Raw genomic sequence first — 26,153 nt, 5'->3', positions numbered from 1 at the left:
TAAGGGGTCGGCGATCTATGTCGTGAACACCCATGCCGCCCCCGGCCCGCGAGCGCTTAGGCTCGGAGACATGGCGAACGAGCTGACGGGGCGGACGGCGCTGGTCACGGGGGGCGGAGCCGGCATCGGGGCCGCATGCGCGAGACGGCTGGCCGCCGGCGGGGCGAAGGTGCTGGTCGTCGACCGGAGCGCGGAGTCGGCGGAGAAGGTGGCCGCCGAGGTCGGCGGGGTGCCGGTGGTGGCCGACCTGAGCGATCCGGAGTTCGTCGGCGTGCTGCCGGACGGGCCCGTCGACATCGTGGTCAACAACGCGGGGTTCCAGCACATGGCGCCGATCGAGGAGTTCCCGCCCGAGGTGCTCGCCTCGATGCTGCGGGTCATGGTCGAGGCGCCGTTCCGGATCGCGCGGCACGTGCTGCCAGGCATGTACGCGCGGAGCTGGGGGCGGTTCGTCAACATCTCCTCGGTGCACGGGTTGCGGGCTTCGCCGTACAAGTCGGCGTACACGGCGGCCAAGCATGGGCTGGAGGGGTTCTCCAAGGCCCTCGCGCTCGAAGGGGCGCCCCATGGGGTGACCTCCACCTGCGTGTGTCCCGCCTACGTACGGACCGGGCTGGTCGAGGGCCAGATCGCCGACCAGGCGAAGATGCACGGCATCGACCCGGGCGAGGTCGTCGAGGACATCATGCTGCAGCCCGCCGCGATCAAGCGGTTGATCGAGCCCGACGAGGTGGCCGAACTGGTCGCCTACCTGTGCGGCCCGGCCGGATCGTTCATCACCGGGGTCTCCTTGCCCCTCGACGGCGGCTGGACAGCCCGCTAGTGAGCAGGCGCTTCCTTGAACTGCTGGCCAGGGAGGCGTCGGCGGTCGAGTTCGAGGGGCCGATCATCCAGGCCAGGGCCGCCGGTGCTGACGCGGCCACGGTCGAGGAGCTGGAGCTGGCCAAGGTCGACGCCCTCAAGGTGCGCGCCCTCCTCAAACGCCGGGCCAGGCGGGAAGCCGAACTGTCGGCCCTCTACGACACCGCCAACGACCTGGCCGCGCTGCGCGACCTCGACGCGGTGCTGGAGGCGATCGTGCACCGGGCCAGGCAGCTGCTCGCGACCGACACCGCCTACCTCACGCTGCACGATCCGGCCCGCGGCGACACCTACATGCAGGTGACCGACGGCTCGATCTCGGCGAAGTTCCGGGCGCTCAGGCTGGCGATGGGGGCGGGGCTCGGCGGGCTGGTGGCGCAGAGCGCCACGCCGTACGCGACCGCCGACTATTTCGACGACGCCCGCTTCCACCACAAGAACCACATCGACGAGGCCGTCACCGAGGAGGGCCTGGTCGCGATCCTCGGTGTGCCGCTGCGGCTGGGACAGCGGGTGATCGGCGTGCTGTTCGCGGCCAACCGCAGCCGCCGGCCGTTCCTCCAGGAAGAGGTGTCGCTGCTGGCGAGCCTGGCGGCGCACGCGGCCGTCGCGATCGACAACGCCAGGCTGCTGCAGGAGACCAGGAACGCCCTCGAAGAGCTGTCCACCGCGCACCGCACCGTCAGGGAGCACGGCCAGGCCGTCGAGCGGGCCGCGCTGGCCCACGACCGGATGACCTCGCTGGTGCTGCGCGGCGGCGGCATCGAGGACGTGGCCGCCGTGGTGACGGACGTGCTCGGCGGTTCACTGGCCGTGCTCGACGACCTGGGCCGGCCGATCACCGGAGACGTCGGTGAGCTGGACGCGGGCGTGTTCGAGGCCGCGCAGGCGTCCAGGGCGCTGGGCCGTACCGTGCGCAGGGCGGATCTGCTGATCGCGTCGGTGGACGTCGGCGGTGAGCCGCTCTGCACGCTGATCCTGCGCAGTGACGACGCCGACGAGCGCATCCTGGAGCGGGCGGCGCTGGTCTGCGCGCTGCTGCTGCTGTTCCGCAGGAGCGTCGCCGAGGCGGAGGGCCGGGTGCGGGGCGAGCTGCTCGACGACCTGATCTCCAGGCCCGGCTCCCCCGGCCTGGCCGACCGGGCCCGCCGGCTGGGCGTGGACCTGACCGCGCCGCACGTCGTGGTCGTGGTCCGGCATGACGGGCAGCGCGAGCGGGCTGCGTTCTGGGCGTCGTCGCAGGCTGCCGTACGCCATGGGCTGGCGGCGGGGCGGGCCGATGAGGTCGTGCTGCTGCTTCCCGGCGGCGACGCGGGCGCCATCGCGCAGCGCGTCGCGGCCGAGCTGAGCACGTCGCTGCACACGCCCGCCACGGCCGGAGCCTCGCGCAAGAGCGATGTGGCCGCGGCCTACCAGGAGGCCAGGCGCTGCGCGGAGGCGCTCATCGCGCTGGGCCGGGCGGGTGACGGCGCGAGCGCGAGCGAGCTGGGCTTCGTCGGCCTGCTGGTCGGCGACGGCCGCGACGTGCGCGGCTTCGTCGGCTCGGTGCTCGGCCCGGTGGTCGAGTACGACGCCCGCCGGGGCACCGTCCTGGCCGACACGCTCGCCGCCTACTTCGGCTCGGGCGGCTCGCCCTCCCGTACGGCCGAGGCCATGCACATCCACGTCAACACCGTCACCCAACGGCTCGACCGCGTCGGCAAGCTCCTGGGCGACGGCTGGCTGGAGCCGGAGCGGGCGCTGGAGATCCAGCTCGCCCTCCGCCTGCACCGGCTCGGCCACACATCAGCGCCACAGACTGTGGGTTGCGACGCCATATGAGTGACGCCGGTCACTCCCTAGCGTGACGGCATGGCCACTTCCATCAAGAAGATCGTCGCCGCGAGCCTGATCGGCACCACCATCGAGTGGTACGACTTCTTCCTGTACGGCTCGGCAGCCGCCCTCGTCTTCAACAAGCTCTTCTTCCCCACCGCCGACCCCCTGACCGGGACGCTCCTGGCGTTCCTCACCTACGCCGTCGGGTTCGTCGCCCGCCCGCTCGGCGGCCTGATCTTCGGCCACTTCGGCGACCGGCTCGGCCGCAAGCGGCTGCTGGTGGTCAGCCTGCTGCTGATGGGCGCCGCCACGTTCCTGATCGGCTGCCTGCCGACGTACGCGGGCGTGGGCGCCGCCGCGCCGCTGCTGCTGACCCTGCTCCGGCTGGTGCAGGGCTTCGCGCTGGGCGGCGAGTGGGGCGGCGCGGTGCTGATCGTCTCCGAGCACGGCGACGCGGCGCGGCGCGGCTTCTGGGCCTCCTGGCCGCAGGCCGGCGCGCCGGGCGGCAACCTGCTGGCCACCGGCGTGCTGGCGGTGCTGGCCGCCGCGCAGTCGGACGAGGCGTTCCTGGCGTGGGGCTGGCGGGTGCCGTTCCTGCTGTCGGGCGTGCTGGTGCTGATCGGCCTGTGGATCCGGCTGTCGATCACCGAGTCGCCGGTGTTCCAGCAGGCCGAGCCGGAGGAGACCGCGCCGATCATCGGGGTGCTGCGCCACCACTGGCGTGACGTCGTCGTCGCGATCGGCGCGCGGCTGGCCGAGAACATCTCGTTCTACCTGCTCACGGTCTTCGTCATCACCTACGCGAAGGCGAACAAGATCGAGAACACCACCGTGCTCAACGCCGTGCTGATCGCCTCGGCCATCCACTTCGTCACGATCCCGATGTGGGGCGCGCTGTCGGACCGGATCGGCCGCCGCCCGATGTACCTGGCCGGGGCCGCCGGCATCGGGCTGTGGATCTTCGCGTTCTTCCCGCTCGTCGGCACCGGCAACTTCCTGGCGATCACGCTGGCCATCACCGTGGGCCTGCTCTTCCACGGCATGATGTATGGCCCGCAGGCGGCTTTCTTCGCCGAACTGTTCGGCACCAGGATGCGCTACACCGGGGTGTCGATCGGCGCCCAGCTGTCGGCCATCGTGGCCGGGGCGCTGGCCCCGATCATCGCGGTCGCGCTGCTGAAGAGCTACGGCAGCGGCCTGCCGATCTCCGTCTACCTCGGCCTGGCGGCCGTCCTCACCCTGGTCGCCGTCTATGCCGCCAGGGAGACCCAGGGCCGCGACCTGGCGGAGAAGGTGAACGCGTGAAGGTCACCACGCCCCGGCTCACCCAGCACGTCCTGACCGTGGCGGGCCGGGACAGCGGCGAGCCCGTGCTGTTCGTGCACGGCAACGTCTCCTCCGGCGCGTTCTGGCGGGACACCATGGCCGCGCTGCCCGAGGCGTACCGGCCGCTCGCGGTGGATCTGCGCGGGTTCGGCGAGACCGACCCCGAGCCGGTGGACGCCACGCGGGGCCTGCGCGACTACTCCGACGACCTGAGCGAGCTGATCGACCGGCTGGGCCTGGAGCGGGTCCACCTGGTCGGCTGGAGCATGGGCGGCGGCATCGTCCTGCGGCTGCTGCGCGACCGTCCCGGCCTGGTCAGGAGCGTCACGCTGGTCAACCCCGTCTCGCCGTACGGCTACGGCGGCACGGAGGGCGCGGACGGCCGCCTCACCCACGCCGACGGCACGGGAGCGGGCGCCGGAGCCGCCAACCCCGACTTCGTGTCCCGCCTCAAGGCGGGCGACATGTCGGACGAATCCCCCACGTCCCCTCGCTCGGTGTTCCGGAGCACGTACGTGAAGCACCCGGTCCCCGACGAGGACTTCTACGTCCGCGCCATGCTCACCACCCGCGTCGGCGAGGCCCACTACCCGGGTGACCCCGTCGGCTCGGCGCAGTGGCCGGGCGTGGCGCCGGGCAAGCACGGCGTGCTCAACGCCCTGGCCCCCACCCATTTCCGGCTCGACGACCTGCACGAGATCGACCCCAAGCCGCCCATCCTGTGGATCAGGGGCGCCGACGACGTGATCGTCTCCGACGCCTCGCTGTTCGACCTGGCCCACCTCGGCCGGTTGGGCGTGGTGCCCGGCTCACCCGGCACCACCGCGCAACCCATGGTGACCCAGACCAGGGCCGTGCTCGACCGCTACGGCCGCTACCGGGAGGCCGTGCTGACGGAGTGCGGCCACAGCCCGCACCTGGAGCGTCCCGCCGACTTCCAGCGCCTGCTGGCCGACCATCTCGCGGAGTCCTGATGTTAGTCGCGTTAACCCTGGTGGCCGGCCTGCTGACACCCGCCCAAGGCGGGATCACCGTGCCGGGCGCCGAGCACACGATCAGCGCCCGGCTCGACGACCTGACCACGGCGGGCACCGTCGGGACGGGCCACACCGACCCGGCCGACTGGGCCGGGCTGCACTCGGCGGCCATCGTCAACCCCACCGGCGTCCCCGGCGTCCAGATCGACGGCTACTTCCCCGACACCTCGGCCACCAACACCAACCACGGCTGGAACCACGACTCCCAGTTCGTCATCAGACTCCCCGAGAAGTGGAACGGCGGCCTGGTCGTCACCGGCACCCCGGGCAACAGGGAGCAGTACGCCAACGACTTCACGATCTCCGACTGGGTCCTGTCGAAGGGCTACGCGTTCGCCGCCACGGACAAGGGCAACACCGGCCTGGAGTTCTACGCCGACGGCCACCGCCCCGGAGACGCGATCGCCGAGTGGAACGAGCGTGTCACCCAGCTCACGGTCGCCGCCAAGGCCGTCGTCAGGCAGCGGTATGGCCGCCAGCCCCGGCGCACGTTCATGGCCGGCATCTCCAACGGCGGCTACCTCGTCCGCTGGCAGCTGGAGAACCGCGGTTGGCTCTACGACGGCGGCGTCGACTGGGAAGGCACACTCTGGCGGGTCAAGGGCGACAACCTGCTCAATTTCCTGCCCCATGCGCTGAAGGGGTCTCCGGAGCAGGCCGGCTTCGCCGCGGGTTCGGAGTTCCTGTGGCCTTTCCACCGCCAGTACTACTGGGAGCTCACCCAGCGGCTCTACCAGAAGGAGCTCGACCCCTCCTACGAGGGCGCCCCGGCGGACTACGACTACGACGCGCGCAAGCCGTACGCGGCCGTCGCCAAGATCGCGCTGACCGGTCGGATCACCAAGCCGCTCATCACCATCCACGGCACACTCGACTCGCTGCTGCCGATCTCGCGTGACTCCGACGTCTACGCCAAGATGGTCGGCCCGCACCGGCCGTTCCGCTATCACCGGGTCGAGGGCGGCAATCACCTCGACAGCCTGGTGGACGTCTACCCCGGCAAGCTGAAGCCGATGCTGCCGGTCTTCAGAGACTCCTTCACCGAGCTGGAGGACTGGGTCAGTCCCTGAGGTAGCGATGCCTGCCCGCGCGCGCCAGCCGGACGATGTGCCGCGCGCCGGGCAGGCGGCGGCCGATCCGGTGCAGCAGCGTGTCCGTGCCCATCGCCGAGCGCCGCTCGGGGTCCACGGCGGCCGACGGCCGCACCTCGATCCTGCCCCTGCGCACCTCCAGCCCGAACCGCAGGCCGATCTCGTCGTCGTCGGTACGCAGCGACGAGAGCCAGGCCCCGGGACCGAGGCTGTCCTTTCCCGGCATCATCCGCTTGACCGGCACCTTGGCCACCAACTGGCCGGCGATCTTGCCCGGCACCCCCGGCTCGACCAGCGCGGGCGCGCTCACCTCGCGTGGCCGCCGCGCGGTGTTGCGCAGCACCAGCTCCAGCGCGGGACCGCCGCTCGGCGGCACGTACGGCACGGGCAGCACGACGTACAGGTGCCCCTCCTGCCGCCGGATGATCACGCCGGGCGACACCAGCGCGATCGACTCCGAGAACGAGCGCGGCTCGACGGCCAGCCCGAGCTCGCCCGCGTCGCTCCAGCAGGGCACCACCAGGCGCATCCTGGGCCGCTGGGCGAGCACGCCGAGGCAGTTCAGCGGGCCGTCCGGACGGCGGACCCGGCTCCTGGCCTGGTGCGCGCCGCCGAACATGCGGACGTGCACCTCCCACTGGCCGGCCTTGAGCGGCTCGCCGTGCGCCGCCGCCGTCACGTCGACCCTGGCCTCGCCGACGATCCGTACGCGGACATGACGGCGCCCGTCCTGGACCTGTTCGACCTGGTAGGCGACCGGCAGGTAGTGGATGACGCTCGTCTCGCTGTGCCGTACGTACACCTCGATGCGGGCCCGCTCGATGGCGGCGGTGACGTCCAGGACGCTGTCGGGCAGCAGCCTGGTGTCGACCGATCGGGGTGGCTGCCAGAGCAGCCGGTCACCGTCCGTACGGAACCTGGTGGGCCACCCGTCACCGCCCAGGACCTCCACGGACAGGCCGAGCACCAGCACCTGCGCGTCCCAGCGGACTTCGCTCAGGTCCGCCCGCAGCCCGGCCCGCCCGGAGGAGTTGGCCAGGACGATGAGCTGGTCCAGCCGCCCGGTGCGGACGAAGGTGGCCACGGCCCGCAGCTGGACCGGCAGGTAGCGGTCGAGGCGCTCGGGGAAGCTGTCGAGCACGAGCTGCCTGATCAACCTGAAGTGCATGCCCCGGTCCACGGACGAGGCGACGAACCGGCTGCTCAGCAACGGCTTGAGCACGGTGGTGCGGAGCCAGTGGCCGTACATGCGGTCGCGCTGGCGCCCGTCGCTCACGTAGGCGTCGATGTCGGCGAGCAGGATCCGCAGCTCGGCCACGGTGGTGCGCGGGTCCTCCACGACCTCCTCGCGCTCGCCGACGTGGCAGCAGATCTGATCGGCCAGCACGGCGACGATCTTGGCCTGCAGGTAGGCCCGTACGGCGAACGCCTGCTCGGCCACCTGCCCGCCGGGCACGGCGAAGCCCAGCTCGTGCTCCTCCAGGAAGGCGCGGCGGTAGAGCTTGTGCGGGGTGAGCAGGCTGAGCAGCCGGTCGCGCAGGAGATCGGCGCGCCCCCGGCTGCGCACGAACGCGGTCACCGGCGGCCCCACGTCCCGCACCAGGCGGCCGACCAGCACGTCGGCGTCGGTCTCCACGGCCCGGTCGTGCATGCTCAGCAGGGTGCCGCGCTCCAGCCGGTCGCCCTGGTCCATCAGGTAGATGTAGTCGCCCTTGGCGGCGGCCATGCCGACGTTGCGTCCCCGCATCGGTGAGCCGGTGTGGGGCAGGTGCAGCACCCGGACGTTCCTGCGAACTGCGGCGACCGTGTCGAGCCGCTCCGCGATCCCGTCCATGGAACCGTCGTCCACGAAGATCACTTCATAGTCGTCCGCGGGCATGCTCTGCTCCAGGACGGAGCGGATGCACGCGTCGGCGCGGCTTCCCGGGTTGTGGACATTAACGATCACACTGACCTTCACACCCATGTGGTCAGCGTGCGCCGACCTATCTCATGGGGCGCGACGGCTTGCCGATTGCAGAAGAAAAGATGGCTCGTTAATACCATCCACTGGCCTGCGAGTGCCCCCAGGCGCCGCAGGGCGTGCCGTAGCGGCCCTTGATGTAGCCGAGACCCCACTTGATCTGCGTGGCCGCGTTGGTCTGCCAGTCGCCGCCCGCGCTGGCCATCTTGCTGCCGGGCAGGGACTGCGGGATGCCGTAGGCGCCGGAGTAGCGGTTCATGGCCCGCTCGTTCCAGCCGCTCTCCTTCTGCCAGAGCCGCTCCAGGCAGCCCCACTGGTCGGCGCCGAAGCCCGCCCCGGACAGCATCTGCTTGGCGACGGCCTTGTTGCTGCCCGGCGAGGGGTTGCTGCCCGGCGGGAAGTCGGCGGGCGGGAACCCGTCACCGCCCGGTGACTTCTTCTTGACCACGATCCAGTCGAGGTCGTCGGTCTTGCCGCCCTCGCGGCTCTCCTTGAGCTTGCGCGCCTGGTAGGCCTTGACCCCCGCCTCTTTGAGCGCGTCGCTCTCGGGGTCGGGCGCGTAGAGGTCGCCGCTGGCGATCCGGCCGAAGTCCTCCGCCGAGATCGGCGTGGGCGGCGTGTTGGCGTTCTGGATCGCTCGGTAGGCGACGAAGGCACCGCCGCCACAGACGACCACGACGGACAACCCGATGACCACCACGCGCTTCACTGTCCGCGAGGACGAACGGGCCGGTCGACGTGCCGAGCGGGGGGTTTCCGGCGCGGGGCGCTCACTCAACTGCGGACCAGGGCTCACGACCCATGAGCTTGCCCTGTCATGGGGGGTGGTCCGCAACCGAAACGGGATATCCGATTGGCGCCACATTTACTAACGGGCTGGTTGGCGCCCAGATTTACCAGCGGTGTGATTTTCATCACATCAGCCGGCCCGCCCTTCGGGCGCCCGTCACCGAAGGGAGGGCCGCTTCTAGCGTGCCTGGCGTTGTTTTGGGTCTTGTGCGCGCCATGTCACAGTTTCATGACAGAACGCAGATAGTCGCAGCTGGGAAGAATAATGTCCGCGTGGCTGGCATCCTCCTCGTCGAAGACGACCCCTCCGTCCGCACGGCTCTAGAGCTGGCGCTGACCAGGCAGGGGCACTCCGTCACGTCGTACGCGACCGGCGAGGAAGCCCTCGACCACGTCAGGTCCCGCCGCCCCGAGATCGCGATCCTCGACGTCATGCTGCCCGGCATGGACGGGGTCGAGGTGTGCCGGCGCATCCGCCGGCTCGACCAGCTCCCGGTCATCCTGCTCACCGCGCGCGGCGACGACCTGGACGTGGTGGTCGGGCTGGAGGCCGGCGCCGACGACTACGTGGTCAAACCGGTCGAACCCCGGGTCCTGGACGCCCGCATCCGCGCCATCCTGCGCCGGGCCGAGTCCGCCGCCTCCGACCGGATCTCCTTCGGCGACCTCATGATCGACCGGGGCGCGCTGAAGGTCACGCTGGCCAGCAAGGAGATCCACCTGACGCCGACCGAGCTGCGGCTGCTGCTGGAGCTCGTACGGCATCCCGGCCAGGTGCTCAACCGGCGTTACCTGCTGCGGGCCGTCTGGGACCACACGCACGTGGCCGACTCGCGCCTGGTCGACGCCTGCGTGCAGCGGGTACGCGCGAAGATCGAGCCGAGACCGGCGGAGCCGGTGTTCATCCACACCGTGCGCGGGTTCGGTTACCGGTTCAGCCCTCCGTGATCCCGCTGCCCACCGGGCTGCGCGCACGCCTGGTCATCACGTTCACGCTGGTCGCCGTCACCGCCTCCTTCCTCGTCGCCACCATCGGCTTCGAGCTGGCCAAGTCGGCGCTCATCAAACGGGCCGAGGACACCTCCGTCGACCTGGTGACCAGAGAGCTGGGCCGCATCACCTTCCCGGTCGGCACGCTCCGGCAGGGCGAGGCCCCGCCCACCACCAAGAACCTGGAGAACGTCGCCCAGTCCCTCAACGGTCCCGGCCGCAGCGTCGTCGTCGAGTACAAGAACCTGGCCTACGCCGAAGGCCCGCTGAACATGAACGACGTGCCCAACGAGCTGTACGGCCGCGCCAAGCGGAACGTCGTCACCCAGCGCACCCTCATCCACGACGAGCTGTGGCTCATCGTCGGCGCCGAGGTCTACCGCAGCACCGACGCCGGACCCGAGGCCACCGGCCTGCGGGCCTTCGTGTTCTTCCCGCTACGCGACGACGAGCGCCAGCTGTCCACGCTCAGGGGCAAGCTCACCCAGGGCGGCGCGGTCATCCTGCTGATCGCCCTGGTCGTGGCCTTACTGTCGGCCAGGCAGGTGCTGCTGCCCGTCAGGCGGCTCAGCGCCGCCGCGCAGGCGCTCGGCCAGGGCCGCCTGGACACGCGCCTGCCCGTCCACGGTCAGGACGAGCTGGCCGAGCTCACCTCCAGGTTCAACGACGCGGCGGCGGCGCTGGAACTCAGCGTGTCGGAGCTGCGCTCGCTGGAGGCGCTGTCGCGCCGCTTCGTCGCCGACGTCTCGCACGAGCTGCGCACCCCGCTCACCGCGATGACCGCCGTGGCCGACATGCTCTCCGAGGAGGCCGAGCGCCTGCCCAGCGAGCCCGCGGAGGCGGTACGCCTGGTGCTGCGGGAGATCGAGCGGCTGCGCGGCCTGGTCGAGCACCTCATCGAGATCAGCCGCTTCGACGCGGGCACGGCGACGCTCAACCTGGAGCCGGTCAACGTGTGCGACGCCATCCATGACTGCCTGGAGGTACGCGGCTGGAGCGAGCAGGTGGAGGTGCACACCTCCCGCATCCTGACGGTCAACCTCGACCCGAGGAGGTTCGACGTCATCGTGGCCAACCTCGTCGGCAACGCGCTCAAGCACGGACTGCCGCCGGTGGTGGTCAACGCCAGGGCCACCAAGAACGGGCTGGAGGTCAAGGTACGCGACCACGGTAAGGGCATCCCGATCGAGGCGATGCCCCATGTGTTCGACCGCTTCTTCAAGGCCGGCGCGGGCCGGGCGCGTAGCCAGGGCAGCGGTCTCGGCCTGGCCATCGCGCGGGCCAACGTGCACCTGCACGGCGGCACCATCTCGGTGCGCCGGCAGGAGCCGGGCACGCTCTTCACGGTCTGGCTGCCCCATGGCTGAGCGTCGCGTGGGTGGGCGTCGCGTGGGTGGGCGTCGCGTAGATGGGCGCCGCGCCCTCGTAGCCGCGCTCCTCGCTCTCTTCGCGGTGGCCGCCTGCGGCATCTCCCCCACGGACGTCGAGGAACGGGCCGCGCCGCCGGTCATCGAGGTGCCGCCGCCTTCGAAGACCATCTACCTGCTCAAGAACGGCAAGCTGACGCTGGAGCCCGCCGACGTCGACTCCGACACGGTCAGCAGCCTGCTCACCGCCCTGTTCGACGCCTCCGGGATGCCGCTCGGCGACCGGGACACCGCCCTGCGCGGCTTCACCTTCGAGCGCATCGAGGACTCGCTGAACCCCATCCAGCGCGACGAGGTCCAGCTGCCGCGCACCTCGACGCTGACCGTCTTCGTCAGGGGCGAGGGCACGCTCAGCAGGCTGGCCAAGGCCCAGATCGTCTGTACGGCCCAGCAGGACGCCGCGTTCGAGCAGGTCAAGATCATCCACCAGTACCCGGACGACCGCCCCTCCAAGACGGAGGGACGGTTCATCTGCGGCGACCTGAAGTGACCTACAGCTTTCAGCGACCTACAGCGTGATGTCCTCCAGCATCTCGGTCACCAGTGCGGCGATCGGCGAGCGCTCCGACCTGGTCAGCGTGACGTGCGCGAACAGCGGGTGGCCCTTCAGCTTCTCCACCACCGCCACGACGCCGTCGTGCCGGCCGACCCGCAGGTTGTCACGCTGGGCGATGTCGTGGGTGAGCACCACCCGGGAGTTGGCGCCGATCCTGCTCAGCACGGTCAGCAGCACCCCGCGCTCCAGCGACTGCGCCTCGTCCACGATCACGAACGCGTCGTGCAGCGACCGGCCGCGGATGTGCGTGAGCGGGAGCACCTCCAGCATGCCGCGGTCGAGCACCTCCTCGATCACCTCGGGAGAGCTGACCGCGCCCAGGGTGTCGAAGACCGCCTGGGCCCATGGGCCCATCTTCTCGCCCTCGGAGCCGGGCAGGTAGCCGAGCTCCTGGCCGCCGACGGCGTACAGGGGGCGGAAGACGACGACCTTGCGGTGCTGGCGGCGCTCCAGCACGGCCTCCAGGCCCGCGCACAGTGCCAGCGCCGACTTGCCGGTGCCCGCGCGCCCGCCCAGCGAGACGATCCCGATCTCCGGGTCCATCAGCAGGTCGAGCGCGATGCGCTGCTCCGCGGAGCGGCCGTGCAGGCCGAACACCTCCCGGTCGCCGCGCACCAGCCGCACCGACTTGTCCGGCAGCACGCGGCCGAGGGCCGAGCCCTTGGCCGACAGCATCCGGAGGCCCGTGTGCGTCGGCAGGTCTCTGGCCTCCTCCAGATCGGCCGTGCCGTGCTCGAAGAGAGTCCCCACATCTTCCGTGGTCACCTGGACCTCGGCCATCCCGGTCCAGCCCGACTCGACCACCAGCTCGGCGCGGTATTCCTCCGCGGACAAGCCGATCGAGGCGGCCTTGACCCTCATGGGCAGGTCCTTGGAGACCAGCACGACATCGCAGCCCTCGGCGGCGAGCGAGCGCGCCACGGTCAGGATGCGGGTGTCATTGTCGCCAAGGCGGAACCCGACGGGCAGGATGGATGGATCACTGTGGTTGAGCTCAACCCTGATCGTGCCGTCTCCCGTGGGCATCGGCTCGTCCAGCCGGCCGTACTGAACTCGTAGATCGTCGAGGTAGCGCAAAGCTTTCCTCGCGAAATAGCCGAGTTCGGGGTGGTGTCGCTTGCCCTCCAGTTCGGTGATGACCACGATCGGGAGGACCACGTCGTGCTCAGCGAACCGGGTCATGGCCGCCGGGTCCGCTAGCAGGACCGAGGTGTCCAGCACGTACGTGCGCTTGGCCAGGTTGGTCGAAGGGTTGCTCGAGGACACTGCCACACGTTCTCCCCCGGGCGCCCATCGAAACGGGCACCCTGCAGACGAGGTGGGAACCGGACCGGACCCGCGTCCCCGACCAAGACCTGTCGGCGGCGCCGGATTCCGGCCCCCCGCGGCAGGTGTTGGTGCAAAGGCGGGCCCTCTCCGGAGTGTCCGGCCTGTGACCGGACACTTATCACGTTACGTCCTGGATACCCAGTTGTCCCGTCAGGAACCGTAACGTCGGTGTCTCGCGGCGTAGTCGCGCAGCGCCCGCAGGAAGTCCACCCTGCGGAAGTCGGGCCAGTATGCCTCGTGGAAGTAGAACTCTGAGTGAGCGCTCTGCCACAGCATGAAGCCCGACAGGCGTTGCTCGCCTGAGGTCCGGATGAGAAGATCCGGGTCGGGTTGGCCGCGAGTGTAGAGATGCTCCGCGATGTGCTCGACATCGAGTACCTCGACGAGGTCCTCGATGCTGGCACCCTTGCTGGCGTGCTCCTGGAGGAGTGAGCGCACCGCATCGGCAATCTCACGCCTTCCTCCATACCCAACTGCAACGTTCACAATCAGGCCGGGACGGTGCGATGTGACTTCTTTTGCGTTTTTAAGGACATTCGCCGTCCGGTCGGGGAGCAGATCCAGCGCGCCGACCGGGCTGATCCGCCAGCCCGCCTCCACCAGCTCCCGCGTCACGTCCTCGATGATGCGCAGGAGCGGCTCCAGCTCCTCGCTCGGCCGGTTGAGGTTGTCGTTGGACAGCATCCAGATGGTGACCACCTCGACGCCGGTCTCGCGGCACCAGGTGACCAGCTCGGCTATCTTGTCGGCACCCTTGCGGTGACCACTCGCGACATCACGCATGCCCATGGCCCGCGCCCAGCGCCGGTTGCCGTCGATGATGACCCCCACGTGCCGGGGGACGCTGTCCTTCGACAGCTTGGTCTCCAGCCGGTGCTCGTACAGCCGGTAGACCAGATCGCGCAGGCCCACGGAGTCCTCCCCATCGGTGCCGTGCCTATGGTCGAATGACCCAACAGGCAATTATCACCGCGTTTCACCCCAGCCTGCCCCCTCAACCGGAATCCCGGCCGCCCAGGCAGTCTTCCGCCTCGTCGACCAGACCGCGTACGAACGTGGCCAACTCGGACGATGTCAGGACCGCCCGCATCCCCACGCCGCTGGAGCCCCAGGCTTCGACGTAGGCCCTGCGGGTCACCCGCCACTCGCCCTGGGCGGGTAGCCAGATGGGGATGGTCCTGAGCTGGCAGCGTAGCTCCCCGCCGTTCACCGCGCCGGACCTCGCGCGATATCGGAACGAGAACAGCTCGCTCCCGCCTTCGTCGCCGGGGAACCTGTCATCAGGATCCGGCCATTTGCCCGCTTCGCCCTGCTCCTGCTCCTCGCGTGCCCGGCTGACGCCGCGCGCCAGCCGTTCCAGCAACCAGCCGCACCGCTCGCCGACGATCCCGTACGGCGCGCCGTCGCGGCGGAGTTCGAGGGTGATCTCGTACGGCGTGCCGACGCTGTCCGTGCACGCCACGGGCGTGACGGTCAGGTATGAGCCGTCAACACAGCGGAGTCCTCCCATGTCAAGAGGGTATCCCCCGTCAAACCACGGCAAACCCGTAGAAATACCCAGCTGTACCACCGAATACCTGGTCGCGATCGGTGCCGCCGAGAAGGGCCGTGGCCACCTCCCAGACCGTCCGGTAGTCGGCCGCCAGCAGGGCCACAGGCCAGTCGCTGCCGTACATCAGCCGCCCGGGTCCGAACGCCTCCACCGCGTGCTCCACGTACGGCCTGAGGTCCTCCACGGTCCACTCCTGGTGGTCCGCCTCGGTGACCAGTCCCGAGACCTTGGCGTACACGTTGGGGCACGCGGCGGCCCGGGTGAGCTGCGCTGCCCACGGCTCCCACTCGTGGTCCTTGATCCGCGGCTTGGACAGGTGGTCGATGACGATCTTCAGGTTCGGATGCCGCTCGGCGAGGGTGACCACGTGGTCGAGGTGGCGGGGCAGCAGCGACGGCACGTCGAGGGTCAGACCGGCATCGGCCAGCAGTCCCAGTGACTCCAGGACACGCTCCTGGACCACCCAGTCGGGGTCGGGCTCGTCGTGGATGAGGTGGCGGACACCGGCAAACTTCGGATGTCTCCCGTAGCGGTCGATGGCCGCCGCGGCCTCCTCCGGGCGCTCCAGCGGCACCCAGCCGACGACCGCGGCGATGAAGTCGTGCGCCTCGGCCTGGGCCAGCATGGCGTCGGTGTCCTCATAGCAGTCGGCCGCCTGCACCAGGACCGTGGCTTCTATGCCGGTGGCGGCGAGCTCCGGCCGCAGGTCCTCGGGGGCGTAGGTGCGGTGCAGGGGGCCTAGGTCGGGGGTCAGCCAGGTGTACCAGCCGGTCTCGACATTCCAGAAATGCTGGTGCGCATCCACTATCACCCGGCAAACCTAGGATGTCTGGATATATCAGATCAAGAGGCACCAGCCACCCGGGCGCCCAGCCTGACGCGCGCGGCTGACCGCCTCGGCCGCCCTGACGGGCGACCACTCCACCCCGCCCCGCCCTGACGGGCGACCACTCCACCCCGCCCCGCCCTGACGCGCGACCGCGCCGCCCGTCGCGATGACGGCCGGCGCGGTCGGTGCCGGTTTGGTTCCGGTGGCTGCCGGTCGGTGCCGGTGGGTCAGCTCAGCCGGTCGAGGAGGGCGTTGTACTCCTCCCACAGCTCCTTGGGCAGGTGCGAGCCGAACTTGTCGAAGTGGGCCGGGATCAGCGCCGCCTCCTCCCGCCACACCTCGCGATCGACCGTGAGCAGCGTACGCAGGTCCTCTTCCGCCAGGTCGAGGCCCTCGACGTCGAGCGCGTCCGGCAGCAGGCCGATCGGGCTGGACACGGCCTCGGCCTCGCCATTGAGCCGGTCCACGATCCACTTGAGCACGCGGCTGTTCTCGCCGAAGCCGGGCCAGATGAACTTGCCGTCGGCGTTCTTGCGGAACCAGTTCACGTAGTAGATGCGCGGCAGCCTGGCGTTCTCGCGGCGGCCGATCTCCAGCCAGTGGGCGAAGTAGTCACCCATGTTGTAGCCGCAGAACGGCAGCATCGCGAACGGGTCGTGGCGCAGCTCACCGACCTTGCCCTCGGCGGCGGCGGTCTTCTCGGAGGCGACGTTGGCTCCGAGGAAGACGCCGTGCTCCCAGCTCAGCGACTCGGTGACCAGCGGCACCGCGGTGGCGCGGCGGCCGCCGAACAGGATCGCCGAGATGGGCACGCCCTTGGGGTCCTGCCATTCGGGGGCGATGGTCGGGCACTGCGCGGCGGGGGTGGTGAAGCGCGCGTTCGGATGGGCGGCGGGCTCGTCGGACTCCGGCGTCCAGGAGCGGCCCTTCCAGTCGGTCAGGTGTGCGGGCGGCTCGGCGGTGAGCCCCTCCCACCACACGTCCCCGTCGTCGGTCAGCGCGACGTTGGTGAAGATGCTGTTGCCCCAGAGCGTCTTGACCGCGTTGGCGTTGGTGACCTCGCCGGTGCCGGGCGCGACGCCGAAGAAGCCGGCCTCGGGGTTGATGGCGTGGAGGCGGCCGTCGTCGCCGAACCGCATCCAGGCGATGTCGTCACCGACCGTCTCGACCTTCCAGCCGGGGATCGTCGGCTGGAGCATGGCGAGGTTGGTCTTGCCGCAGGCGCTCGGGAACGCGGCCGCGATGTAGCGGGTCTCGCCCGAGGGCGGGGTCAGCTTGAGGATGAGCATGTGCTCGGCCAGCCAGCCCTCGTCGCGGGCCATGACGCTGGCGATGCGCAGGGCGTAGCACTTCTTGCCGAGCAGCGCGTTGCCGCCGTAGCCGGAGCCGTAGGACCAGATCTCGCGGCTCTCCGGGAAGTGGCTGATGTACTTGGTCGAGCTGCACGGCCACGGCACGTCGTCCTGGCCGTCGGCCAGCGGGGCGCCGACGGAGTGGACGGCCTTGACGAACTCGCCGCGCTCCTCGATCAGGCGCAGCGCCCGCTCCCCCATCCGGGTCATGACCCGCATGGAGACGGCCACGTACGGCGAGTCGGTGATCTCGACGCCGAGCTGGGAGATCTCCCCGCCCAGCGGGCCCATGCAGAACGGCACGACGTACATGGTCCGGCCGCGCATGCTGCCGGCGAACAGCTCGCCGAACGTCCGGCGCATCTCGGCGGGCGCGACCCAGTTGTTCGTCGGCCCGGCGTCCTCCTCGCGCTCGGAGCAGATGAACGTGCGGTCCTCGACCCGGGCCACGTCGGTCGGGTCGGACTTGGCGTAGAAACTGTTGGGCCGCTTGGCCAGGCGCGTGAACGTGCCCTGCTCGACGAGCAGGTTGGTCAGGCGCGTCCACTCCTCCTCCGAGCCATCGCACCACTCGATCCGGTCGGGCTGGGTCAATGCGGCGATCTGGTTCACCCAGGCGACCAATTCGGCATTGCTCGTCGGGGCGGGTACTTCCACGGAAACGGACACGGCGGCGGCTCCTCCACTCTTCAGGGCCCAAACATCATTCACGACGACGGCGCGAAAAAGCCAATTGGCATAGACCTATGCCCGGATCCGGCCGTCGCCGCAGGCTGCGGCCTCGATGATTGGGGGAGCCTACCCCGAAGAAGCGGTTTCAAAAGAAATCGACTCGCTCACCGTCCGGCGAATGAAGTTGGTCTAAACCAATTTCGCGAGAGGTTTAGTCCATTCGCCGGAGAGTTTCTCCTGCGTACTCTCAGGAATTGACGTCCGGCCCGGCGGAGCGAACTCGGTCGACGTGTTGCAGCGCGTCTCGCAGTTCGGACAGCCAGGTGTCGGTGTTCTTTCCGACCAGTCGTACGCACCAGGCCAGCGCGTCGCTGCGGCTGCGGGCCACGCCCGCGGCGACGAGCGTGTCGAGCACCTGGCGTTCCTGCTGTCGCAGGCGTGTCATGACGGGCACCGAAAGAGTGGTGAACATCACAGTGGTGTCGCCGCAGACGACCCCCCAGGACACCTTCTGCCGGAACCGCCGCTCGGCCTCCTTGGCGATCTCGATGCGGCGCTCGCGCGTCTCTTCCCTGAACCGTCCGATGAGCCCCTCGATCAGGGCCGCCTGCTCGGCGTCCGATCCCTCGGAGCTGGGCTCCGGCAGTGTGCCGAGCACCGCGATCTCCTCGCGGTCCCGGACGATCTCCGGCGCCTCGGTGAACCATTCCTCGGGCAACCGCCCGGTGAACCAGCCCTTGATCTGGGCCGCTGCTTCCTCACTTGCCATGTAATTAGAATTACACGGTTGCGGAGAAAAAGCACGCGTCGAAGGAGCGTCTCTTTCGCGATGAAGCCGTCAGCGAACGCGCGCCGCGATCGTCGGGCTGACCCTGACGATTCCGGCCAGGCCCCGGGTGCTCATCGGGGCGATCTTGACCACGTCGCCGGTGCGCGGGGCCACCACCATCTTGCCGTCGCCCCAGTAGATCGCCACGTGCGAGATGTAGCCGGGATTGGTCGGGTCCAGGCGCCAGAAGATCAGGTCACCCGGCTGGATCTGCGCGAGCGGCACCTGCGGCCCGGCCATCCATTGCTGGTGCGTCACGCGCGGCATGCGTACGCCCGCCTGCGCGAAGGCCCACTGGACCAGGCCCGAGCAGTCGAAGGTGTCGGGGCCTTCCGCGCCCCACACGTACGGCCTGCCCAGTTTGGTGGCGGCGGCCCTGAGCGCGACGGTGATCTGCTCGCCGCTCATGAACGAGCCGGCCGCCCAGGTGCGGACCTTGGCCTGCGCGGGGGGCAGCACCGGGTTGACCATGGCCGTCTGCGTGCCCTTGGGCAGCACCTTGAGCAGGGCCTTGCGCAGCTTGTCGGAGTTGGCCTTGGGCGCGCTCACGATCAGCGCGTTGTCGCGCGGCAGGCCGAGCGTACGTCCGACCTCCCGGGAGACGACGGCGTCGACCGCACCGAAGCCGGTCGTGGCGTAGGCCCCGATGCGCAGCGGCCCGGCGGGGCCGCGCACCCGGCTGTGCAGGCTGAGGCCCCCGTCGCTGCCGAGCACGAACGAGACCGCCACGTCGCCGGCCGCCACGTTGTTCCACAGCGCGTCGGAGGCCGCCGTGACCTTGGGTGTGTAGGCGCGGAAGGTCGAGGGATCGACCGCGAGCGTCTGCACCCGCTTGTCGTCGAGCATGATCGAGGCCGCGTCGGCGAGTTCGAGCGCGGTCACCCCGCGCAGCCGCGCCACCTTGCGCAGCAGTTCGTTGGTCAGCGGCTTACGGGTGACCACGAAGAGGTTGGGCTTGTGTAATTGGCCGAGCGGCTTCACCGGCTGCGCGGTCTTGCCGGCCTCGGCCGCCAGGGTCTGCTGGGGCGCGGGGCGGTGCTGCGGCCGTACGGCGGCCGCGGGCAGCTGCCCGACCGCCTGCCGCTGGCCCACCTGCGCGAGCAGCAGCAGGTCGGCGGTCAGCACCGCGACGAGCGACACCACGATGAACGGGACCAGTTTGTGGTGGTCACGCCGCTTCCTGGAGCGGACCAGGAAGCTGAGATCCTGCCGGATACCGGAGGAACGCGAAAAATCCGCCGGACCATCGTGGGCCCGGCGGGTCGTGTCTTCGGAAGTCAGTTGCCGATGTACGGAACGGCCTCGAGGATCTCGACGGTGTTCTGGCGACCGTTGGGCATGGAGTAGGTCGCCTTTTCGCCGATCTTCTTACCATTGATCGCCGCACCAAGGGGCGATTTCGGCGAGTACACGTCGATCGGGGCGCCGCTCTCCTCACGGGACGCCAGCAGGAAGGTCACCTCGTCGTCGTCACGGACGAACCGGATCGTCACGGTCATGCCGGGGCCGACGACCCCTTCGGTCTTCGGTGCCTCTCCCACCTGGGCGTTGTCGATGATCTGCCGGAGGTGGAAGATGCGGGCCTCCATCTTGCCCTGCTCATCCTTGGCCGCGTGATAGCCGCCGTTCTCCTTCAGGTCACCTTCCTCACGGGCGGCCTCGATCTTCTTGGCGATGTCGACGCGCCCTGGGCCCGAGAGGTATTCGTACTCCGCCTTGAGACGGTCGTACGCCTCCTGCGTCAGCCATGTGACGTTCTCATCGCGAGAGTCGGCCACGGGTTCTCCTTGCTTGCCTAGGGGGCCCTGAGATCACTTGAGGTTGCGTGCGGTTGAATTGCGAAAGGCTAACAACTCAACAGCTCGTACGCTTCCTCAAACGTCTCATTCTACGAGATTGCAGTACTGGATGTGGACGGACGTGGCCTGGGCACTCGTGTCCAGGCGCTCCTTGAGCTGCTTACTACCCCCACCAGCCGGAATTCTTACTTCCCTGCTGCCCACTTCTGCGTGGTTGACATCTGTGGCCCTGATACGGCATACGGCGACCCGGTCGGTCGGCTTGCTCACCTCGAAGGTGATCTCGGCCTCGTCGGGGCGATTGGCCTGGAACGACACCACCTGGGGGATGGCCCCGGTGTTGCCGCCGGTCATCGACCACATCACGTAGCCCCAGCCACCTGCGATGATGGCCACCAGCACGCCGATGACGACGTGCACGACGAAGCGGCCCCGGCGCTCAGGACGATCGGGGAAGTCGTCGGGTGTGCCGAGAACTGGACGGCTCTCGACATCTTCGGTGGCCATGGCGGAATCTCCCTGCACTCCCTCAGCGTTATCCGAGACAATTGTTCCCTGCGGGGGTCACGCCCTCGCGACCGCCCAGCTGAACCTAACCTCTCTGGGCAAGTGATCGGTCCAACTGAGGAGACATCGAGCCCGTGAGTGCACCGTTGAGGCTGATGGCCGTCCATGCCCACCCCGACGACGAGTCGAGCAAGGGCGCCGCCACGATGGCGCGCTACGTCCGTGAAGGCGTTGACGTGCTGGTCTGTACGCTCACGGGCGGTGAGCGAGGCTCTGTGCTCAACCCCAAGATGGACCGGCCGGAGATCGTCGACAACATCGGCGAGGTCCGCAAAGCGGAAATGGCCCGCGCGCGGGAGATTCTTGGAGTTCAGCAGGAGTTCATGGGCTTCGTCGACTCCGGCCTGCCGGAGAACGAGGATGAGGAGCTGCCCGAGGGCTGCTTCGCGGTGCAGAAGCTCGAAGACGCCTCCGCGCCCCTTGTCGCCGCCGTGCGCGCGTTCAGGCCGCACGTCATCGTCACGTACGACGACGACGGTGGCTACCCGCACCCCGACCACATCATGACCAACCGGGTCTCGGTGGAGGCGTTCGAGGCGGCCGGCGACCCCGACCGCTACCCGGGCACCGGCGACCCGTGGCAGCCGCTGAAGCTTTACTACCAAATGGGCTTCACCAAGGAGCGGTTCGAGGCGCTGCACGACGCGATGACCTCGCGCGGCATGGGCTCCCCCTACTCCGACTGGATCTCCCGCTGGGAGGACCGGCCCGCCAAGTGGCCGGTGACGACCCGGGTGCCCTGCGCCGACTACTTCGAGCTGCGCGACGAGGCGCTGCTCGCGCACGCCACCCAGGTCGACCCCGACGGCTTCTGGTTCGTCTGCCCGCGCGAGCTCCAGCAGGAGATCTGGCCGACCGAGGACTACCACCTGGCGCGCTCCCTGGTCGACACCGAGCTGCCGGAAGACGATCTGTTCGCCGGAATCCACGCCGACGAGGTCTCCGCCGCCTGCCACTGACCCGAATCCACGCCTCCCGCCTGCCACTGACCGGAGCATGACCCCCCGGTGGCAGACTGGAGGAGTGATAACTCTCGCAGCGGGTGATGTGAGTCCGGGCCTGCTCGGCTTCGTCGTCGTCGCCCTCATCGGGGTCGCCCTGTACATCCTGATCAAATCGATGAACAAGCAGATGTCGAAGATCCAGGTGCCCCGGGCGGCCGACATCGACGACAAGAAGGCCGAATAGATGCCGGTCGAAATAGTCGACAACGTGGCGAAGAGCCGGTTCGAGATTTTCGTGGACGGCAAGGTCGCCGGGTTCGCCGACTACCGCCTGCTGCCCACGAAGATCGTTTTCACGCACACCGAGGTGCTGCCCGAGCATGAGGGGCAGGGCCTGGCGGGCAAGCTGGTCGGGCACGCGCTCGACGCGAGCAGGGACACCGGCCTGCGGGTGGTGCCCCTCTGCCCGTACGTCGTCAAGTACATCGAGCGCCACCCCCAGTACAAGGACCTGGTCGACGACTCAGCCGCTGAGTGACCGGGCGCGTCAGTCGCTAGGGGACCACGCGCGTTCGAGCGCCTTGGGCAGGCCCCACCAGCCCAGCGGGGTGAGCACGTCCTCGGTGTCGACGATGCCCAGATAGCCCCACAAGGTGACCACCGGCACGAACAGCCGCTCGGTCGCGTCGAGGTCGTCGGCGTCCTGGTCGTCGATGTCGATGTCCTCCGACTCGGCGATGAGCCGGGCCAGCCGCTCGGGCGAGGCGAGCACGCCGGGACCCAGCCTGGTCAGGGCCGCCACCGCGGCCAGCCAGTCGGCGTGCTGGATGGCGCACAGGTTGGCCAGCACGGTGTCCTCGTGGCTGAGGTCGCCGTCGATGTCCGCGAACTCCTCCAGGCTGTCGCCGGCCTCCGACAGATCGGAGATGGGCCCGGCGATGCCGGCCGCCACCGACAGCCAGAGCTCGCCGTCGTCCTCGGGCATCGGCCGGTCGTCGAGCCCGGCGCAGGCCCGCAGCACGTTCGCCGGGTAGCCGGGCAGGCCGACCAGCTCACGCAGCAGCGCCCCGGCCCGCCGCAGCTCCTCGGCGGGCAACTCGGGCGGCTTGGGCAGCTCGCCGACGATCCGCCGCAGCTCGGCCAGCGCGAACGCCTCCTCCTCGTCCCAGGCGGCGAACAGCTCCTCGTCCTGCTCGTCACTGACCGCGAACCCGGGCACCCGGCCGTCGGGCTGCGGCTCGCTCAGCCAGCGCTCCTGAAGCTCCTCGTACGTCCTGCGGGCCCCCGAGTCACCGGCGACCAGCGCGTCGGGATCGATCTCCCCCGCGCTGACGCGTTCCTCCAGATACCGCACGAGCAGCGAGAACATCTCCTCGGCCACCGGCCCGCGCTCGTCCTCCTCCGGCCAGACGAAGTAACCGGGCGTCATCAGCATGGGCTCGGTGCCGGTCGACTCGACCCAGCGCTGCACGTCGCCGACCGTGGCGACACCCGACTCGATCGCGCCGAGCGTCGCCCTGGCCGACTCCCAGAACGCCAGGGAGAGCGGGTTGCCCGCGGCCATCAACGCGCGCCGCAGGTCGGGCAGCGCCACCAGCGCCACCCCGGAGGGCACGGCGAGCAGAGCGCGGGCCACGTCCCTGCGGGTGAGGGCGGCGGCGGGGCGGCCGGCATGCGTGCACACGAAGTCCAGATCCACGCTCCGTAACCTACGCCCCCGCCGTCCCCACCACACGCGTTGCCACCGACCCGGTGCCGGCCGGGCGTGGTCGTGGCTACTCTGCGGGCCAACTGGTGCCAGGTGATGCCCGGACCCCATCAAAGAACTGGTCCTATTCTCTGGTGTGAGGAAGGCGGTAGAGATGAGTGCTCAGCCCATCCATCAGCGGCAGACCAGAGTGCCGAAGACTATCGGCGGCATCTCCAACGCGCTCCGAGGTGCACGGAGAGCTCAGTTTTTCGCCGAACTACTAGAGGCCCAGCAGGGCCCCGAGTTGGACGGTGTCCTGAACGCATGGTGGGGTCGCGCGATGCTCGATACCGATCCCGACCGCGACTGGATCCGATCCGCGGCCGAAAACGGTAGCTTGTCGACCACCTCCATGGAGGAGATCACCCGCCGACGGCAGGAGCACGCGACTCAGTGAACGAGGACGATGACGACCTGTGGCCGGTCGTCCCCTCCGAGATCGTGGCCGAGACTCTCGCTGACCCAGCGGTCTCAGCCGACGTGTTCTCAGCCGTGGCAGCTCTCACAGTCGCGATCTGCGAAGATCCCTGCTTGTCGGGCAGCGAGCAGGTCGGACCCGATCCCGACTGACGAGAGATCCTCATCCCCCGTGGTCACGGCATCGCCGAGTATCGCGTCAGTCGGAAGGACCAGCAGGTCATCCTGACTCGCATTGTCCTGTTCTGACAGGATGAAGCTATGAACCGGTTGGGTGGCGAAACCTCCCCCTACCTCCTACAGCACGCCGGCAACCCCGTTGACTGGTGGCCATGGGGGGAGGAGGCGATGCGAGAGGCGAGCAGGCGGGACGTACCTCTGCTGATCAGCGTGGGCTACTCCGCGTGCCACTGGTGTCACGTGATGGCGCACGAGAGTTTCGAGGACGCCGACACCGCGCGGCTGATGAACGAGCACTTCGTCAACGTCAAAGTGGACCGCGAGGAGCGGCCCGACGTCGACGCCGTCTACATGAGCGCCACCCAGGCCATGATCCACCAGGGCGGCTGGCCGATGACGGTGTTCGCCACGCCCGAGGGCCATCCGTTCTACTGCGGCACCTACTTCCCGCGGCTCCAGTTCCAGCGGCTGCTGCGTGGTGTGCGCGACGCGTGGGCCGGTGACCGGGCGAGCGTGACCGAGCAGGGGTCGAAGGTGGTCGAGGCGCTCAACGCGCACACGACGCTGCCCACCGGGCCGCTGCCCGGCGAGGAGACGCTGGCGCTGGCCGTACGGAATCTGCGGGAGTCGTTCGACAAGGTCCGCGGCGGGTTCGGCGGGGCGCCCAAGTTCCCGCCGTCGATGGTGCTGGAGTTCCTGCTGCGCTCCGGCGAGACCGAGATGAGCGGCCGCACGCTGGAGTCGATGGCGCGCGGCGGGATGTACGACCAGCTCGGCGGCGGTTTCGCGCGCTACAGCGTAGACGCGGGCTGGGTGGTGCCGCACTTCGAGAAGATGCTGTACGACAACGCGCTGCTGCTGCGGGTCTACACGCACTGGTGGAAGGCGAGCCGGGCGCCCCTCGCCCGGCGGGTGGCGCTGGAGACGGCCGAGTGGCTGCTGCGTGAGCTGCGTACCGCCGAGGGCGGGTTCGCCTCGGCGCTCGACGCCGACAGTGAGGGCGAGGAGGGCCGGTTCTACGTCTGGACGCCGGAGCAACTGCGTGAGGTGCTCGGCGAGGACGACGGGGACTGGGCCACGCGGCTCTTCGAGGCGCACGGGACGTTCGAGCACGGCACGTCGGTGCTGCAGCTGCTCACCGAGCCTGGCGCGGATGACGCGACGCGGTTCGACGACGTACGGGCGCGGTTGCTCGCCGCCAGGGAGCTGCGGGTCCGGCCGGGTCGTGACGACAAGGTCGTGGCCTCGTGGAACGGCCTGGCCATCGCCGCCCTGGCGGAGACCGGCACGGTGTTCGACCGGCCGGACCTGGTGGCGGCCGCCCGGCAGGCGGCGGAGCTGCTCGAAGACGTGCACATGGACGGCGGCAGACTGCTGCGGACCTCGCGCGACGGGCGGGCGGGCCGCAACGCCGGGGTCCTGGAGGACTACGCGAATCTGGCCGAGGGGCTGATCGCCCTCTACGGCGTGACCGGGGAGACGCGCTGGCACCGGCTGGCGGGCTCGCTGCTCGACACCGTGCTCGACCGGTTCGGGGACGGCGAGGGCGGGTTCTACGACACGGCCGACGACGCGGAGCGGCTGTTCCAGCGGCCGCAGGATCCCACCGACAACGCGACCCCGTCGGGACAGTACGCCGCCGCCGGGGCGCTGCTGTCCTACTCGGCACTGACGGGGTCCACACGGCACCGTGAGGCCGCCTACGCGGCGCTGGGCACGGTGTCCGTGCTGGCCACCGGGCACGCGCGGTTCGCCGGCTGGGGGCTGGCTGTGGCGCGGGCGGCGCTCAGTGGCCCCGTCGAGGTGGCGGTCGTCGGGCCGATGGACGACCCACGTACGCGGGCGCTGCACCGCGAGGCGCTGCTGGCCGACGTTCCCGGTCTGGTGGTCGCGCTGGGCGACGGCGAAGGCGTGCCGCTGGGCGGGCCCGAGCTGCTGGAAGGCCGCGGACCGGTCGGCGGCGCACCCGCCGCGTACGTGTGCCGGGGCTTCACCTGCCGGATGCCCGTCACCACCCCAGAGGAGCTGCGGGCCGAGCTAGCCGACGGGTAACCGCCCAAGCCGACCGACGATCG

Annotated in this window: 26 protein-coding genes; 14 read left to right on the top strand and 12 right to left on the bottom strand. The window is 69.7% G+C overall.

The annotated features are described in order from the left end of the window. Positions 1 to 70 precede the first annotated feature (70 nt). From ACQP2T_RS08280 to ACQP2T_RS08260, 5 genes are read left to right on the top strand one after another with little or no spacing between them, the layout of a single operon-like run. On the top strand, positions 71 to 823 hold the full coding sequence (locus ACQP2T_RS08280; RefSeq protein WP_433515591.1) for an SDR family NAD(P)-dependent oxidoreductase: 753 nt from the start codon (positions 71 to 73) through the stop codon (positions 821 to 823). Further along, a complete protein-coding gene (locus ACQP2T_RS08275; RefSeq protein WP_433515590.1) occupies positions 823 to 2,682 on the top strand; it encodes a helix-turn-helix domain-containing protein in 1,860 nt (619 codons plus the stop codon). Before ACQP2T_RS08280 ends, ACQP2T_RS08275 begins: the two co-directional genes overlap by 1 nt. A gap of 30 nt (positions 2,683 to 2,712) precedes the next feature. Further along, entirely contained in the window at positions 2,713 to 3,984 is a 1,272-nt protein-coding gene (locus ACQP2T_RS08270) for an MFS transporter (RefSeq protein WP_433515589.1), read from the top strand. Continuing rightward, positions 3,981 to 4,979 carry an alpha/beta fold hydrolase gene (locus tag ACQP2T_RS08265; RefSeq protein WP_433515588.1) on the top strand — a complete coding sequence of 333 codons (999 nt, stop codon included), beginning with the start codon at positions 3,981 to 3,983 and terminating at the stop codon, positions 4,977 to 4,979. Before ACQP2T_RS08270 ends, ACQP2T_RS08265 begins: the two co-directional genes overlap by 4 nt. Beyond that, positions 4,979 to 6,112 carry an alpha/beta hydrolase family protein gene (locus ACQP2T_RS08260; RefSeq protein WP_433515587.1) on the top strand — a complete coding sequence of 378 codons (1,134 nt, stop codon included), beginning with the start codon at positions 4,979 to 4,981 and terminating at the stop codon, positions 6,110 to 6,112. The genes ACQP2T_RS08265 and ACQP2T_RS08260 overlap by 1 nt, the downstream gene beginning before the upstream one ends. On the opposite strand, the gene ACQP2T_RS08255 is transcribed toward ACQP2T_RS08260, so the two are convergent. Both ACQP2T_RS08255 and ACQP2T_RS08250 read right to left on the bottom strand, forming a co-directional pair. Next, a complete protein-coding gene (locus ACQP2T_RS08255) occupies positions 6,102 to 8,099 on the bottom strand; it encodes a glycosyltransferase family 2 protein (RefSeq protein ID WP_433515586.1) in 1,998 nt (665 codons plus the stop codon). The genes ACQP2T_RS08260 and ACQP2T_RS08255 overlap by 11 nt on opposite strands. 70 nt (positions 8,100 to 8,169) lie before the next feature. Continuing rightward, complete coding sequence (locus ACQP2T_RS08250; protein WP_433515585.1) at positions 8,170 to 8,796, bottom strand: lytic transglycosylase domain-containing protein; 627 nt, start codon at positions 8,794 to 8,796, stop codon at positions 8,170 to 8,172. A gap of 362 nt (positions 8,797 to 9,158) precedes the next feature. Between ACQP2T_RS08250 and ACQP2T_RS08245 the strand changes: the two genes are divergently transcribed. The 3 genes from ACQP2T_RS08245 to ACQP2T_RS08235 are packed head-to-tail and all read left to right on the top strand — an operon-like array spanning position 9,159 to position 11,792. Beyond that, complete coding sequence (locus tag ACQP2T_RS08245; protein ID WP_358448785.1) at positions 9,159 to 9,833, top strand: response regulator transcription factor; 675 nt, start codon at positions 9,159 to 9,161, stop codon at positions 9,831 to 9,833. Then, positions 9,830 to 11,242 carry an ATP-binding protein gene (locus ACQP2T_RS08240; RefSeq protein ID WP_433515584.1) on the top strand — a complete coding sequence of 471 codons (1,413 nt, stop codon included), beginning with the start codon at positions 9,830 to 9,832 and terminating at the stop codon, positions 11,240 to 11,242. Before ACQP2T_RS08245 ends, ACQP2T_RS08240 begins: the two co-directional genes overlap by 4 nt. Positions 11,243 to 11,264: 22 nt before the next feature. After that, a complete protein-coding gene (locus tag ACQP2T_RS08235) occupies positions 11,265 to 11,792 on the top strand; it encodes a hypothetical protein (RefSeq protein WP_433515583.1) in 528 nt (175 codons plus the stop codon). Between the two features lie 18 nt (positions 11,793 to 11,810). Here the strand turns inward: ACQP2T_RS08235 and ACQP2T_RS08230 are convergent, their stop codons facing one another. The 9 genes from ACQP2T_RS08230 to ACQP2T_RS08190 form a co-directional block, all read right to left on the bottom strand. Beyond that, positions 11,811 to 13,040, bottom strand: coding sequence for a PhoH family protein (locus tag ACQP2T_RS08230; protein WP_433519736.1), 1,230 nt, complete (start codon positions 13,038 to 13,040; stop codon positions 11,811 to 11,813). Positions 13,041 to 13,337: 297 nt separating this feature from the next. After that, the gene (locus ACQP2T_RS08225; protein ID WP_214639665.1) at positions 13,338 to 14,099 is read right to left on the bottom strand and encodes an isoprenyl transferase; all 762 of its coding nucleotides are present in this window, start codon (positions 14,097 to 14,099) and stop codon (positions 13,338 to 13,340) included. 82 nt (positions 14,100 to 14,181) lie between these two features. Then, complete coding sequence (locus tag ACQP2T_RS08220; RefSeq protein WP_433515582.1) at positions 14,182 to 14,697, bottom strand: hypothetical protein; 516 nt, start codon at positions 14,695 to 14,697, stop codon at positions 14,182 to 14,184. Positions 14,698 to 14,716: 19 nt separating this feature from the next. Next, positions 14,717 to 15,550 carry an amidohydrolase family protein gene (locus ACQP2T_RS08215; RefSeq protein WP_433515581.1) on the bottom strand — a complete coding sequence of 278 codons (834 nt, stop codon included), beginning with the start codon at positions 15,548 to 15,550 and terminating at the stop codon, positions 14,717 to 14,719. Between the two features lie 245 nt (positions 15,551 to 15,795). Beyond that, on the bottom strand, positions 15,796 to 17,589 hold the full coding sequence (locus ACQP2T_RS08210) for a phosphoenolpyruvate carboxykinase (GTP) (protein WP_433515580.1): 1,794 nt from the start codon (positions 17,587 to 17,589) through the stop codon (positions 15,796 to 15,798). Positions 17,590 to 17,839: 250 nt separating this feature from the next. Continuing rightward, the gene (locus ACQP2T_RS08205; protein ID WP_433515579.1) at positions 17,840 to 18,361 is read right to left on the bottom strand and encodes a hypothetical protein; all 522 of its coding nucleotides are present in this window, start codon (positions 18,359 to 18,361) and stop codon (positions 17,840 to 17,842) included. Positions 18,362 to 18,430: 69 nt separating this feature from the next. Further along, on the bottom strand, positions 18,431 to 19,561 hold the full coding sequence (locus tag ACQP2T_RS08200; protein ID WP_433515578.1) for a C40 family peptidase: 1,131 nt from the start codon (positions 19,559 to 19,561) through the stop codon (positions 18,431 to 18,433). Between the two features lie 137 nt (positions 19,562 to 19,698). Beyond that, a complete protein-coding gene (gene greA / locus ACQP2T_RS08195) occupies positions 19,699 to 20,199 on the bottom strand; it encodes a transcription elongation factor GreA (protein ID WP_225296428.1) in 501 nt (166 codons plus the stop codon). Between the two features lie 105 nt (positions 20,200 to 20,304). Next, a complete protein-coding gene (locus ACQP2T_RS08190; protein ID WP_433515577.1) occupies positions 20,305 to 20,727 on the bottom strand; it encodes a DUF4307 domain-containing protein in 423 nt (140 codons plus the stop codon). Positions 20,728 to 20,861: 134 nt separating this feature from the next. Here ACQP2T_RS08190 and mca point away from each other — a divergent pair, with 134 nt between their 5' ends. The 3 genes from mca (at position 20,862) to ACQP2T_RS08175 (ending at position 22,269) form a co-directional block, all read left to right on the top strand. Next, complete coding sequence (gene mca, locus ACQP2T_RS08185; RefSeq protein ID WP_433515576.1) at positions 20,862 to 21,746, top strand: mycothiol conjugate amidase Mca; 885 nt, start codon at positions 20,862 to 20,864, stop codon at positions 21,744 to 21,746. Between the two features lie 64 nt (positions 21,747 to 21,810). Continuing rightward, positions 21,811 to 21,975 carry a hypothetical protein gene (locus tag ACQP2T_RS08180; protein WP_358448767.1) on the top strand — a complete coding sequence of 55 codons (165 nt, stop codon included), beginning with the start codon at positions 21,811 to 21,813 and terminating at the stop codon, positions 21,973 to 21,975. Further along, positions 21,976 to 22,269 (top strand): GNAT family N-acetyltransferase, encoded by a 294-nt coding sequence (locus ACQP2T_RS08175; protein ID WP_433515575.1) that lies wholly within the window; start codon positions 21,976 to 21,978, stop codon positions 22,267 to 22,269. 9 nt (positions 22,270 to 22,278) lie between these two features. Here the strand turns inward: ACQP2T_RS08175 and ACQP2T_RS08170 are convergent, their stop codons facing one another. Further along, positions 22,279 to 23,430, bottom strand: a complete 1,152-nt coding sequence (locus ACQP2T_RS08170) for a hypothetical protein (protein ID WP_433515574.1) — start codon at positions 23,428 to 23,430, stop codon at positions 22,279 to 22,281. Positions 23,431 to 23,593: 163 nt separating this feature from the next. Here ACQP2T_RS08170 and ACQP2T_RS08165 point away from each other — a divergent pair, with 163 nt between their 5' ends. From ACQP2T_RS08165 to ACQP2T_RS08155, 3 genes are all read left to right on the top strand, one after another. After that, entirely contained in the window at positions 23,594 to 23,878 is a 285-nt protein-coding gene (locus ACQP2T_RS08165) for a hypothetical protein (RefSeq protein WP_433515573.1), read from the top strand. After that, positions 23,875 to 24,051 carry a hypothetical protein gene (locus tag ACQP2T_RS08160; protein WP_433515572.1) on the top strand — a complete coding sequence of 59 codons (177 nt, stop codon included), beginning with the start codon at positions 23,875 to 23,877 and terminating at the stop codon, positions 24,049 to 24,051. The genes ACQP2T_RS08165 and ACQP2T_RS08160 overlap by 4 nt, the downstream gene beginning before the upstream one ends. Positions 24,052 to 24,159: 108 nt before the next feature. Then, complete coding sequence (locus ACQP2T_RS08155; protein WP_433515571.1) at positions 24,160 to 26,130, top strand: thioredoxin domain-containing protein; 1,971 nt, start codon at positions 24,160 to 24,162, stop codon at positions 26,128 to 26,130. The last annotated feature ends 23 nt before the right edge of the window (positions 26,131 to 26,153 follow it).

The sequence above is a fragment of the Nonomuraea sp. CA-143628 genome, from assembly GCF_050942315.1.
GTDB lineage: Bacteria > Actinomycetota > Actinomycetes > Streptosporangiales > Streptosporangiaceae > Nonomuraea.
Note: the sequence above shows the minus strand (reverse complement) of the source record. Positions and strands in the feature narration are given on the sequence as shown.